Genomic DNA, 13,410 nt, shown 5'->3' on the forward strand with positions numbered 1-13,410 from the left:
GACCGTCCACGTTTGGTGGATGTTGTTCTTACGATCATCAAAATGGTTCAGCCTTCGCTGAACCTTATACTAACAAAGGGGCGTCCCGCCAGGCATTATGCCTGGGGACACCCCTTTTGTTATGATATGGATCGCTTGAATCATTACAATTTCTTGCTCTGTTCAATCTTCTCTGCGAGCTCGTTCAGATAGGTCCAGCGCTCCATCAGATGCTCCAGCTCACGCTCTGTTTCCTCCTGAGCCTTCATCAGCTCCTGAAGCCTGGCTGCATCGCTGCCGGCGGTCTCCATCTCCGATTGAATGGATGCCAGCTTGCTCTCGGTAGCCTCGATGAGACCGTCAATCTGCTCATACTCCCGTTGTTCTTTATAACTGAATTTCAAGCGCTCCCGCGGCGCTTCTTTAGCCGAGCTGTTGTCCGAACCTCCATTATCCCCCGACGCTGACTTGGAACTGGATGCTTCCGTCTTGCTCCCGGCAGCTTCACCGCCATGACGCTGCATCCATTCCGCATATTCGCTGTAGGAGCCAACATGGACACGAATCTGACCATTGCCCTCAAACGCCATAATCTTGTCCACCGTTCGATCCAGGAAAAAGCGATCATGGGATACCACGATACAGACGCCCGGGAACTCATCCAAATACTGTTCCAGGACGGATAATGTCTGAATGTCCAAATCATTCGTCGGTTCATCCAGCAGCAGCACATTCGGCGCGCTCATCAACACCCGCAGCAGATACAACCGGCGCTTCTCTCCTCCGGACAGCTTCGCAATCGGCGTCCACTGCAGCGCGGGCGGGAACAGGAATCGCTCCAGCATCTGGGCCGCGGTAATCGCCGAGCCGTCCGCCGTGCGGACAACCTCTGCCTCATCCTTGATATACTCAATCACGCGCTGACTGCCATCCATCTCCTGATGCTCCTGCGTGAAATAACCGAGCTTGACCGTCGGTCCGAGCACGACTTCCCCGCCATCAGGCTGAATCCGCCCGGCAATCAGATTGAGCAGCGTGGATTTGCCGCTGCCGTTCGGGCCTACGATACCAATCCGATCCTCGGGAACGGCAATGTAGGAAAAGTCCTGAATTAACGTTTTGTCGTCGATCTTCTTCCGGAGACCTTCGATCTCCAGAATTTTGCGTCCCAAGCGGGTGGAAGCGACCGATACGTCCAGCTCACCGGAGCTGTGTGCCATCTCCTGATCCTTGAGCTTCTCGAAACGCTCAATTCTCGCCTTCTGCTTGGTTGTACGGGCCTTGGCACCTCTGCGAATCCAAGCGAGCTCGCTCCGCAGCAAATTCTGGCGCTTCTGCTCAGAAGCTGCCTCACGCTCCTCGCGTTCTGCCTTCAGCTCCAGAAAACGGCTGTAATTCGCCTCATATCGGAACAGCCGTCCGTGATCCAGCTCCAGCATGACATTGGCCACCCGGTCCAGAAAATACCGGTCATGCGTAATCATGAGCAGCGCACCGCGGCGCTTCTGCAAATACTGCTCCAGCCAGGCGACGGATTCATTATCAATATGGTTGGTCGGCTCGTCCAAAATGAGCAAATCGGAAGGCTGGATCAAAGCTGCGGCTAGAGCCACCCGCTTACGCTGGCCCCCTGAGAGCGTCCCCATCTTCGCGTCATAATTCCGGATGCCCAGCTTGGACAGGATGGTTTTCGCATCGCTTTCTAGCTGCCACGCCTGCAGCGTATCGAGCGTCTGATTGAGCTTCAGCAGTTTCTGCTGCAGCTCCTCATGACTTGGATGCAGCTCCAGCAGCTCCATCGTTTCGGTGTACTCCCGCACCGCCTTCATCTCCGGAAGATCGCCCTCAAACACCTGCTGCAGGACGGTTTTGTCCGGATCAAACTCCGGGTTCTGTGCCAGGTAACGCACCCGGATGCGATTGCCCATCGATACTTTACCGGAGTCGGGCGGCTCGATCCCTGCGATGACGCGCAGAAATGTGGATTTCCCCGTGCCGTTAACGCCGATAATGCCGATTTTATCCTGATCCTCCATTCCGAAGGACGCATCTTGAAACAGAATTTTGTCTCCATAACTTTTTGTTACCTGTTCGACGGTCAAAATATTCATTGTTATGATCCCTACTTACATCTATAGATTTCGTTGAGTCGATGTTTCATCGGTAAGATGGATACATTATAACGCAATAAGCACTGCAATCCCATAAGCTGCCGCGCCGCCGAGAAGTGAGCTGACCAGATTAACTGCATCGTTGGACATCCAGGCAGCGCCGCGGTTACGCACGGTATCTTCACCACAGTGATGAGATACTTCCACCGATTTACCGCACACACGGCAGCGATACATCACTTGTAAAGTCGCTCCGAGATACGAATCGGCAAAAGCTCCTACCAATCCACCCGCAAGGGCTGCAAGGACACACGGCAATATCTCTGCATTCATGCCGCTCCATCCGGCAAGCAGCCATCCGCCTGCGCCTATCAGTATGCTCCCTACCGCTGCAGCCGTGGAGCCGACCCAGGAGACGCCGCCGGATTCCCCGGCGGTCAGTACCTTGCCGTTCAGCACGGAGCGCGGAGGCTTCCGGCTAAGGCTGCCTACCTCCGTGGCCCAGGTATCCGCCGTTACCGTAGCCATCACACCTATAAACAGAAATACCCACAGATCGGACGGAAACCATGCATTTAACAGACATAGCACCATGCCGATGCCGCCATTGGCGAATACCTGGCCCGCGTCCCGCCGGCCGGTCTTGGCATAGGATTTCTCCAGGTCTGCCTTCCGCTGCTTCCCGTATCGGGAAAGCAGTGTGGACGTAATGAAAAAAAGAAGCAGGGTTCCGAACCAAAACACGTTCCCTGCTCCGTAATATATGGTACCCATCAGAATAGCGGCTGCGGCTCCGGATTCCGATAGCGATCGTTTCCTGTACGCGGCTCCTGCCACGATAAGGGCACCTGCCGCCCCGATCAGCCAATCCATCTGTGACCCCTCCCATGTTAAAGCATATCAGATTACCCGATTTCGCAGCGGCCCAGACGGACATCTCCCCAGTACAATTCGAACACGTCACCGGATACCGTCGGTCCTACGCCAGCCGGCGTACCCGTGAAGATTAAATCACCCTGGCCAAGGCCATAATGCTCGCCGATGTAATCGATGATGCGCTGGAGGGAGAAGATCATATCCTTCACATTCCCGCGCTGTACTTCTTCGCCGTTCTTCCTTACGGTAAAATCAATATCCGCCAGCTTCGCGGTTCCGGGAAACGCAATGGATGGCGTAAGCGGTGCGGAAGATTTAAACGCTTTTGCCGCGGTCCAAGGATGTCCCTTCTCCTTAATGACCGACTGTACGTCACGCAGCGTGAAGTCGATGCCAAGGGCCATCGTTTTTACAAGCTCATCAACACTTTTACCTGGCGCGTAATCCTCCGCGAGTTGTATAACAAGCTCACCTTCAAAATGAAGACTGCCGCGGTCCATCGGCAGCTTCAGCACGCTGCCCTCCAGCGGAACGACGGCATGCGACGGTTTTAGAAATATCATCGGCTCTTCCGGTACGGCATTGCCGAGCTCCGCTGCATGCAATTGATAATTACGACCTACACAATAAACGTTATTCACCAGGGCACACATACATTAAAACCTCCATTTTCTTCGCCAGAATGGAACTTTGGGTGCTATTTTATTAATAAAAATCTGACCCCATGTATCGGGGCGGTTCGTACAGATCATGATGGCGGGATTCATTCGAGCGAGCGATCTCATGCTCTTCGCATCATCCACCGTCCAGGCCATCGGCGTAATGCCGTTCTTCACCAAATCCGACGCGAAGGCCGCATCCAGATGGGAGTAGCCGATGGATAAAAAGGAGCATTTCATTTGCTTCAAGCGTGCTACCAAATTGCGAGGATGCGCATCGATAATAAGTCCGGTTTTCACTTCAGGATCCAATTCCTTCGCTTTGATCAAGGCTTTCGGCTCAAAGGAAGTAAGCACCACATCCGAAAGCATCCGGTGGGCATGAATCCGTTCCAAAACGGCTTTCTCAAGACCGGGATACATGTCTCCGCTCGTTTTGAGTTCGATATTAAGTTTCAATCGGCCTTTGACAAGCTGCAGAACTTCATCGAGCGAGGGTACCTGCTCTCCCCTGAATTGGCGTCCCTTCCATTCGCCGGCGTCCATCCTACGGATTTGCTGCCAGGTCAGATCCTTCACCTTGCCCTTCCCGGTCGTCGTACGATCCACGCTGAAGTCATGTATCACGACAGGGACCCCGTCCTGAGTCAGTTGCACATCAATTTCCATCCAATGCACGAAGGGTTCATCCATGGCCATCTGAATGGCTGCGCGCGTATTTTCAGGTGCTTTACCGGAGAACCCCCGGTGAGCCACACATAAATTGTTCATGGTGGGACCTCCTTGATGTAACATTTAACGAATTATTCCACAGCCTTGCCTGCTATAACTTCACCATCAAGCGCTATTTTGACGCCGCCGACGGATCGCTTCTCCACCTCTTTCAGCAAGTCTTCAGCTTCTTTGCCTTCAAGCGGGATGACCTGTCCGATCTCCGTACGGTAAGGCGTCAGCTTCAAGTCACAGTCTCCTTGGTTGCTGCATGATGCCTGAAATACGGCTGTTTTCCACGTATCTTCATTCGACGATTTGGTAAATATGAAATTGCCGGTACTATACGCAATCCACTTGCCTTTGTACTGCTCCAATCCCTGCAGCACATGGGGGTGCCCGCCGATAATCAGGTCAGCCCCACCGTCAATGAACGCGCGTGACAGATTGATCTGATGGACATTCGGCGCCTTATGAAGCTCCTCTCCCCAATGGGCAATCACGACCACCAGATCGGCTTTGGAACGTGACGCCTGGATCGCTTCAACCGCCTTGGGCAGCACATGATCATAAGCCCCGGCCACCCCCGGCCTGTTTTCCAGCGCGTACCAGGTCGTCTCCGGAAGCACACGGCTGAAACCAAGCAATGCAACCGTCATGCCCTGAAGCTCGAAATACTGGGGCGCGAAGGCTTCTTCCTCATTCCGTCCTGCCCCCACGTAACGGATATCATGGTCCTTCAGATGCTTCAGGGTATCCAAAAGTCCTTCTTGGCCTTGATCCAGGATGTGATTGTTAGCCAGATTAACGGCTTCTACCCCGGCATCTCGAAGGGCCGGCAATACGTCCGGCGAGGACTTAAATACGAATTTCTTATTGGCGGCGCCAACGCCTCCGTTCGTAACGGGCGTTTCCAGATTAAGAACGGTCAGATCATCCTCCAGAAATGCCGTACCCAGATGCATGTAGGGATAATCATACCCGTGATTCTTCAGCGCATCCTCCACTTTGCCCGAGAACAAGGTATCCCCGGCAAAATGCATCACCACCCGCTTGGCGGTAGCGGAATCGGCAGGATCCTCTGCTGCGCTGCCCTCTGGCTCGGTCATATCGGAACCTGGAGGTTCGCCGGTCTCCGTCGTCCTCGGAGGCTTCGAATCCGCCCCCTCACTGTCAGCTTGTTGTCCGGAGCCTGGGCTATCCGTCCGATCCCCTTCCATGCCAAATTCCGGCATACCAGGCAGATAAGCCGTTTGCTGAACAGGATCTTCCTTAAATTTAAAATGATAGACAAGCAAAGCAGCGATCATAACAATCAGACATAAGTTAAGTATGATCCAAACCTGTCCGGTTCGCTGCTTACGGGCCTTCTTTTCGGCCTTGCTTTTCTCTGATCGTGACAGATGCATAGGTCACTCCTTTATTCACTTATGAGCTCGCGTAATAAGTCGCTCCCCTCATTATACCAGCTTCCCTATAAAGAATAGAACCCCCCGTCGCCGGGGAGTTCATATCTAAGCATTCTATTCGAATTTCGGGTAATAACGGATTTACAGGCCTATCAAGGTGATCACGGAATCACTCAGCGCTTCCATGTAAAGCGGGTCGCTGTTCAAGGAGTCGATGCGCTCGAGCCGCATATCCATTTCTTTGGCAATGCTCTTGGCTTCAATATCCAGGTCATACAGGACTTCAAGATGATCCGAGACGAAACCGACCGGCGCAACCAGCACATCCTCGACCTGTTCTTCTTTATTCAGCGTTTGCAGCGTATCCAGAATGTCCGGACCCAGCCAAGGCTCCGCCGTCCGGCCAGCGCTTTGCCATGTGAACTGCCACTGCTTGACGCCGGCCTGTTCGGCTACGGCTTTGGATGTCTCAAGCAGCTGCTCCTGATAAGGATCTCCGATGGACAAGATGCGTTCCGGGAGGCTGTGAGCACTGAACAGCACTCTCACGCTGTCCCGGTCAGCCCCTGCTTCCTCGAACTGGTTCAGCTTGGCGGACACCCGGTCGGCAAAGGCCTCGATCAGTTTCGGATGTTTGTGATAGCTCTCCACAAACGAAATCTCAAGTCCCAGCTCATCCGCTTTGGCCTGAGCGCGCTTCACGTAGGATCCGATGCTCATGGTGGAGTAATGAGGAGCCAGCACAATGCCGACGGCTTCCTTAATGCCGTCCCGCACCATTTGCTCAACGCCATCTTCGATGTACGGAGCTGCGTGCTTCAGTCCCTGATAGCATACAAACTCAAGATCGATCGCGCGAGGATCCGCATTTAATGTATCCTGCAGCGTGCGTACCTGCCGGTCCGTATTCTCGCGGAGTGGAAACACGCCCCCCACAATCGCCTCATAGCGGTCTGTCAGCTCCTTGAGCTGCTCCTCCGACGGCTTATTCCCGCGACGGATATGGGTATAATAACTCTCGATTCCTTCCATGCTCTCCGGAGTGCCGTAGGACATAACCAACACGCCAATCTTGTTCTTCATACCATCTCACCTCTGACTAATAAAATATTCAACATTTAAGAGCGTTGTGCACCTGCCTGCAGTGCCTGAGCGGAATATTCGTGAATATACGATGTCAACTCACGCAGTTTCTCTAGCGAAGCCTCCGGGAATAAACCGTGCCCTAGATTAAACACAAAGCCGGGTTCCTGAATCCCCTGATCGATAATCTCCTTCGCATACTGCTGGATGACCGGCATCGGTCCGGTCAGAACGGTCGGGTCCAGATTGCCCTGAACAGCATACTTATGCTCTAAGCGGCGGCGTCCTTCTGCAATGGACACTCTCCAATCAAGACCGATGACATCCGTTCTCAGATCCGTAAGCGTTGGCAGCAGTTCGCCTGAGCTCACGCCTGGAAAATAAATTTTCGGAACACTCAGGTCCTGAAGCTCTGCAAAAATACGCTTAATGGTTGGAAGGACAAACGTTTGGAAATCCTGTGGAGACAATGCCCCCACCCAGCTGTCAAACAATTGAAACGCTTTCCCGCCGTTAGCGACGTGGGCACGCAAATAAGCGATCACCATATCCCCGAGTTTGTCCATCAGCGAGAACCATACCTTCGGCTCACTGTACATGAGCTCTTTCGTGCGAAGATAATTTTTGGATGGTCTGCCTTCGATGAGATAGCTGGCAATCGTGAACGGAGCGCCGGCAAACGTGATTAGCGGCACTTCCAGCTCCTTATCCAGGATACGGATCGTCTCCAGAACATGTCCAAGATCTCCCTCGACATCAATCGGGCGCAGTTTCTCTACATCCGCCGCAGTTCGGATCGGATTATCAATCACGGGGCCGATATTTTTCACAATATCGAAATCTACCCCGATCGAGGCAACGGGATTCATAATATCGGAATATAAAATTGCCGCGTCCACGCCAAGCTTCCGTACGGGCATCAAGGTTACCTCTGCCGCCAGCTCCGGTTGACTGCATATTTCCAGTAGGGAGTACTTTTCTTTAATCTTTCGATACTCCGGGTCGTAGCGTCCCGCTTGGCGCATGTACCATACAGGAACGTGGTTCACTTCCTGCTTACGGCAAGCGCGGATGAATTGATCGTTATAGGTCATGATTAGGCCCCCATCAATGTGTATAAAGTTTCCTAAATTTCATTATGCCCTTTTTAAAAGTAAGTAACAACCGTCTTACATGGACATCCTATGAAAATCACATGACAATCTTATGACATTGTTAGCTTTTGGCACTTTTTAAATATGTTATACTGGAAGAACGGCATTTTTAGGGTAGCTCCACAATTCGTCCGGTCATTCCGGGCTCGACAGCTTAGAAAGGAAGTGAAGGGCACATTGACCAATTGGAAAATCAATCTCATTGTGCTTTGGTTCGGACAGTTTTTGGTCAACTCCGGGATGACTATGATCACCCCGTTCCTGACATTATATCTGGCGCAAGACCTGAATGTCGTGGGAGACCGGGAAATAGGACTATGGGCAGGATTGATATTCGCAGCCAACTTCCTGACATCATTCATTTTTCAACCGATCTGGGGAAAGGTCGCAGATAAATACGGACGCAAAATCATGCTGCTGCGCTCCGGCTTCGGCATGGCGCTGGTCATTGCCTGCATGGGCTTTGCTACCCATCCATGGCATCTGCTGGTTCTGCGTCTGCTGAACGGTACCATATCGGGATTTAACCCTGCTGCGATATCGCTGGTATCGGGCACAACGCCCAAGAATCGAATGGGATTTGCGATGGGCATCATGCAGTCCGGACAAGTTGCAGGCACGATTCTCGGTCCGTTGATCGGCGGACTCATGGCCAGCTGGGTCGGATTCCGGCCGATCTTCTATATCACTGGCGGACTGATCTTTGCCGCCTCGATGCTTGCTTTGTTCCTCGTTAAGGAAAATTTCAACCGCGAGCAGGCAGCCAAGGCGCCTCAGCCTTCGGTTATTGCCGGTCTCAAGGAGCTGAGCCACATTCCGCAGCTGCCGGCGTTATTCGCCGTCACGTTCCTGCTGCAATTCGCCATGATCAGTCCCATGGCACTGCTCCCGCTGTACGTTCAGAAGCTTCATGGATCCGCGGTGGATATTGCGATATGGGCCGGGTTTGTTGTAGCGGTAACGGGTCTGTCGAACATGATCGCCTCCCCGATTCTCGGCAAGCTCAGCGACAAGGTCGGCGCACACCGCATCTTGACCTACGCCTTGATCGGGACGGGACTTACGCTGATCCCGCAAGCCTTCGTTCAATCGGTGTGGCAGTTGATTATCGTGCGGTTCATGATGGGCGTCTTCATGGGCGGGCTGCTGCCGAGCGTCAACGCGCTGATTCGCTCTTACACGCCGGACGGCATGGAAAGCCGCTCCTTCGGTTTCAATACAAGCTCGCTCGCGCTAGGCAACATGCTGGGCGCGGTGATCGGCGGATTCTTATCCGGCTTCATCGGAATCGAAGGATTGTTTATTACTTCCGGCTGCCTGTTGATCATCAATATGATGTGGGTGAGAAGAAAGCTGTTCTCGCAAAAGCCTTCGCCCAAATATCGTTGATCCTCCGGAGTCTTTCATCTAAAGATGGAGGTAGTCTCCCAATCCAAACAACAAGGGGCTGTCCCGTGGTCTATATCGACCCGAGGACAGCCCCTTGTTATATTAAACATGTGCCCGTGAAATCACCTAAGTCTATGCGCCGTATTATGCCAGGTGGCAAGCTACAAAATGACCCGCAGTAACCTCCCTGAATGCAGGAACCTGTTGTTTACATATGTCTATGGCATAGGGACAACGTGTATGGAACTTGCAGCCTGCTGGAGGATTGGCAGGATTCGGAATGTCCCCCTGGAGCACAATCCGGTCCCGCTTCACCTTCGGGATCGGAATCGGAATGGCCGATAACAAAGCCTTGGTATAAGGATGAAGCGGATTTTGGAACAGCTCGTCCCGCGATGCGATTTCCATCATGGAGCCGAGGTACATTACGCCGATCCGGCTGCATAAATGCTCAACCACGCTTAAATCATGGGAAATAAACAAATAGGTCAAGCCCCGAGTATCCTGAAGCTTGCGGAATAGGTTAATGATCTGCGCCTGAATGGAAACATCCAGTGCGGACACCGGTTCATCCGCAATGATCAGATCCGGGTTCAGGATCAACGCTCTGGCAATGCCTACCCGCTGGCGCTGTCCGCCCGAAAATTCATGAGGAAAGCGGTCGATATGATAGGAGGATAGGCCGCACTGCCCGAGGACCTCCTGCACTTTCTCCCGCAGCTCCTGCTTGGAGGCCATCCCGTGATCAAGCAGTGCTTCCCCGATGGCATCGCCGATGCGCACCCGCGGATTTAACGAGCTGTAGGGATCCTGGAAAATCAGTTGAATCTTAGGGCGGATTTTGCGCATTTCTTGATCCGATAAGGCGTGCAGATCATTTCCTTTAAACTTCACTTGACCTGACGTTTTGTCCGTCAACCGCACGATCGTCCTGCCTACCGTGCTTTTACCGCTGCCCGATTCGCCGACAAGGCCGAACGTCTCCCCGGGTGCTATAGTGAGACTAATATCATCAACGGCCCTGACATGCCCTACCGTCCGGTTAAACAAGCCGGCCGTGATGGGAAAATACGTTTTTAAATGATCCAGTTCTAGCAGTGCCTCAGACATGTGTTAACACCTCCTCATACAGCCAGCAAGCCGCTTTTTGCCTCTCTCCAACCTGTTTGAGGAAAGGCTCCGAAGATGTACATACGGACATGCAGTGTTCGCAGCGATCATGAAAATAACATGATTCCTTCAGCATAAGCGGATTCGGCACTTGTCCCGGTATGGAATAGAGTTCCGCCTGTCTCTGGCCTACAATCGGTTTGGAACGAAGAAGTCCCTGTGTGTAGGGATGCTTGGGACGCTCGAACAACTCCACGACCTCGCCTTCCTCTACGATTTTCCCCGAATACATAACCACAACGTAATCAGCCATCTCGGCCACCACACCCAAATCATGCGTAATCAGCAGGATCGACATATTGGACTGCTCCTTAATCTGACGCAGCATGTCGAGTATCTGCGCCTGGATGGTGACATCAAGCGCTGTGGTCGGTTCATCCGCAATCAGCAGCTTTGGATTACAGGAGATGGCGATGGCAATCATTATGCGCTGCAGCATCCCGCCGCTTAATTCATGAGGGTATGAATTCGCGATCTGCTCCGGACGGGAGATTCCAACCTGGGAGATTAACTCAATCGCTTTCTGACGGGCTTTCTTCTTCCCAAGCTTAAGATGATCCATCAACGGCTCCATAATCTGCTGTCCTATCGGAAGAACAGGGTTAAGGGAACTCATCGGCTCCTGGAAGATCATCGCGATATCATTGCCGCGCAGCGACCTTAGCTGCGGCTTCGTCAGCGATAAAATGTCCGTATCTCCAAATCGGACGGAACCGGAAACGTTAACTGCATCTTGTTCAAGAAGTCTCATGACCGACAATGCGGTGATGCTTTTACCGCAGCCCGATTCCCCCACGATACATACCGTCTCGCCTTCCCGAACCCGCAAATTGATTCCATCGACCGCTTTGACGATCCCGTCCTCGGTATCAAAATGAGTGCGGAGCTCCTCGATTTCAAGAATGTTATTCATGACTCAGCCACCTTATTTCTTCTGTTTAGGATCTAGTGCGTCCTGTAACCCGTCCCCAAATACATTAATTGCAATAACGGTTGTGAATATAGCGACTCCAGGCGGAATCCATAACCAAGGATGCTTCTCGAAATCAATTAAATTGTTTGCCGCATCAATCATATTCCCCCATGTCGGTGTCGGCGGCATGACGCCTAGCCCGAAGAAGCTGAGCACGGATTCGCTTAAAATAGCGCCTCCAATGCTCAAGGTGGCCACCACAATGATGAGCGGAATGAGATTGGGCACCAGATGGTGAAACAGCTTCCGGCTGTCCCGCAGTCCCAGAACAATGGCTGCCTGCATGAATTCGCGTTCGCGGAGACTAAGCATCTGTCCCCGGACAAGCCTGGCTAATCCGGGCCAGCCCACAAAGCTAAGCATGAGCATAACGATATACATCCGGTAATCCGTTGGCACCTTCCAATCGGACAGCAGTGCGCCCATGATAAACAGGATGGGCAGGCTGGGAATCGTCAATAGCAAATCAGCAATGCGCATAATGATTTGGTCGACGATCCCGCGATAATATCCTGCTATCGCACCGAGCAATGTGCCGATAAACACAGATAACATCATCGATGCCAATCCGACGGTTAATGAGATCCGTCCCGCTTGCAGCAGTCGAGTCAAGACGTCTCGGCCCAGCAGATCGGTCCCCAGCCAATGTTTCAGGCTCGGTGCCTCGTACGACTCGGCCATATTGATCTTCCCGTCGGTGTACGGCGAGAAGATCGGGCCGATGAAACAAAATACAAACATGAAGACAATAAAAATCAAGCCAGACACGGCTAATTTATTTTTGCGGATTCGGCGCAGGGATTGGCGCCATAGGGATGAACGGGATTGTGAAGCCCCTCTGGCTTCCGACAGCTCGGTTACTCCTCCGCTAAAGGATGACATGGACTTTCCCCCTCGTCTGACAGAACTTAAGTGATCATGCTTGGCAGAATGCTATAATCGAACCCGGGGATCCGCGGCGTGATATAAGACATCGGAAATGAGTGTCCCGATGACCGTCAATATGGCGATAAACATCGTGAAGCCCATAAGCAGCGGGTAGTCCCGGACCGTAAAGGATTGCATATATAACTGACCGATCCCAGGCCAGTTAAATATCTTCTCGATAATCAACGAACCCCCGAACAGACCCGGAAGCTCGAATCCCACGAGCGTAATTGCCGGCAGCATGGCATTGCGCAGCGCATGCTGGAACAGCACCTTCTTTTCCTTTACCCCTTTGGCTCTTGCCGTCCGGATATAATCCTGACGGATGACCTCCAGCATGTTACTGCGGAAATATCTCGTCAGCGAGCCGACACCCAGAAGCACCATTACAACCACGGGCAGAGTCATATGATGAATGACTTCCTTGGCATAAGCCCAGCCCGTTGCATTGCTGCCTGTCGTAACCATGCCGCCGGGCGGTAACCATTTCAAATCGACGGCCAACACCTTAATCAGAAATAGTCCGACGAAAAATGACGGGATCGACATCGCGGCAAATACAAAAATCATGACAAGTGTATCGAACCATGAATACTGTTTATAAGCGGATATCACCCCGATAATAACAGCCAGCAGCCAAGTGAAAAAGGTGGATGTCGCCGCCAACAGAAACGAATTCCAGATGTATTGATTAAACAATGTCAATACGGGCTTCTGCTGGGCTAGCGAATAACCGAAATTACCTTGCAGCGCGTTTTTCACCCATGTCAGGTAACGCTCCACTAGTGGTTTATTGAAGCCATAAATCTCACGAAGCTCGGCTTTGCGCTCTGCCGTCAGCTTCATGTTGTTCGAGATGAAATCTCCTGGCGTCAACGCGTAGAGAACAAAGATAAGAATCGAAGCCGCCAGTAGAATCAGAATCATATAGATGCTGCGCCGAAGTAAGTACGTGCCCATGATGTACTC

At 52.4% G+C, this 13,410-nt stretch carries 12 protein-coding genes; 1 reads left to right on the forward strand and 11 read right to left on the reverse strand.

What is annotated here, in order from left to right; translation table 11 throughout:
* Positions 1-143: 143 nt before the first annotated feature.
* The 7 genes from taeA to hemE all read right to left on the reverse strand — a co-directional run bounded on the left by taeA (position 144) and on the right by hemE (position 7,922).
* Entirely contained in the window at positions 144-2,090 is a 1,947-nt protein-coding gene (gene taeA, locus PLA01S_RS08340; RefSeq protein ID WP_127591529.1) for an ABC-F type ribosomal protection protein TaeA, read from the reverse strand.
* A 66-nt stretch (positions 2,091-2,156) separates the two neighbouring features.
* Positions 2,157-2,963, reverse strand: a complete 807-nt coding sequence (locus PLA01S_RS08345) for a DUF92 domain-containing protein (protein ID WP_127591531.1) — start codon at positions 2,961-2,963, stop codon at positions 2,157-2,159.
* Positions 2,964-2,995: 32 nt separating this feature from the next.
* Entirely contained in the window at positions 2,996-3,619 is a 624-nt protein-coding gene (locus PLA01S_RS08350) for a fumarylacetoacetate hydrolase family protein (RefSeq protein ID WP_127591533.1), read from the reverse strand.
* Positions 3,620-3,622: 3 nt separating this feature from the next.
* A complete protein-coding gene (locus PLA01S_RS08355; RefSeq protein WP_100538503.1) occupies positions 3,623-4,396 on the reverse strand; it encodes a glycerophosphodiester phosphodiesterase in 774 nt (257 codons plus the stop codon).
* Positions 4,397-4,428: 32 nt separating this feature from the next.
* Entirely contained in the window at positions 4,429-5,745 is a 1,317-nt protein-coding gene (locus PLA01S_RS08360; protein WP_127591535.1) for a CapA family protein, read from the reverse strand.
* Positions 5,746-5,886: 141 nt separating this feature from the next.
* Positions 5,887-6,828: a ferrochelatase gene (hemH, locus tag PLA01S_RS08365; protein WP_127591537.1), complete on the reverse strand. Its 942-nt coding sequence runs from the start codon at positions 6,826-6,828 to the stop codon at positions 5,887-5,889.
* A gap of 35 nt (positions 6,829-6,863) precedes the next feature.
* Positions 6,864-7,922 (reverse strand): uroporphyrinogen decarboxylase, encoded by a 1,059-nt coding sequence (hemE, locus tag PLA01S_RS08370; RefSeq protein ID WP_127591539.1) that lies wholly within the window; start codon positions 7,920-7,922, stop codon positions 6,864-6,866.
* A gap of 237 nt (positions 7,923-8,159) precedes the next feature.
* Here hemE and PLA01S_RS08375 point away from each other — a divergent pair, with 237 nt between their 5' ends.
* Positions 8,160-9,371, forward strand: a complete 1,212-nt coding sequence (locus PLA01S_RS08375) for an MFS transporter (protein ID WP_100538507.1) — start codon at positions 8,160-8,162, stop codon at positions 9,369-9,371.
* A gap of 144 nt (positions 9,372-9,515) precedes the next feature.
* Here the strand turns inward: PLA01S_RS08375 and PLA01S_RS08380 are convergent, their stop codons facing one another.
* From PLA01S_RS08380 to PLA01S_RS08395, 4 genes are read right to left on the reverse strand one after another with little or no spacing between them, the layout of a single operon-like run.
* Positions 9,516-10,481 (reverse strand): ABC transporter ATP-binding protein, encoded by a 966-nt coding sequence (locus PLA01S_RS08380; RefSeq protein WP_127591541.1) that lies wholly within the window; start codon positions 10,479-10,481, stop codon positions 9,516-9,518.
* Positions 10,474-11,454, reverse strand: a complete 981-nt coding sequence (locus PLA01S_RS08385) for an ABC transporter ATP-binding protein (protein ID WP_127591543.1) — start codon at positions 11,452-11,454, stop codon at positions 10,474-10,476. The genes PLA01S_RS08380 and PLA01S_RS08385 overlap by 8 nt, the downstream gene beginning before the upstream one ends.
* A gap of 12 nt (positions 11,455-11,466) precedes the next feature.
* On the reverse strand, positions 11,467-12,396 hold the full coding sequence (opp4C, locus tag PLA01S_RS08390; RefSeq protein ID WP_127591545.1) for an oligopeptide ABC transporter permease: 930 nt from the start codon (positions 12,394-12,396) through the stop codon (positions 11,467-11,469).
* 51 nt (positions 12,397-12,447) lie between these two features.
* The gene (locus PLA01S_RS08395; protein ID WP_127591547.1) at positions 12,448-13,401 is read right to left on the reverse strand and encodes an ABC transporter permease; all 954 of its coding nucleotides are present in this window, start codon (positions 13,399-13,401) and stop codon (positions 12,448-12,450) included.
* Positions 13,402-13,410 lie beyond the last annotated feature (9 nt).

It is taken from the genome of Paenibacillus lautus NBRC 15380 (genome assembly GCF_004000945.1).
Taxonomy (GTDB): Bacteria; Bacillota; Bacilli; order Paenibacillales; family Paenibacillaceae; genus Paenibacillus_AQ; species Paenibacillus_AQ lautus.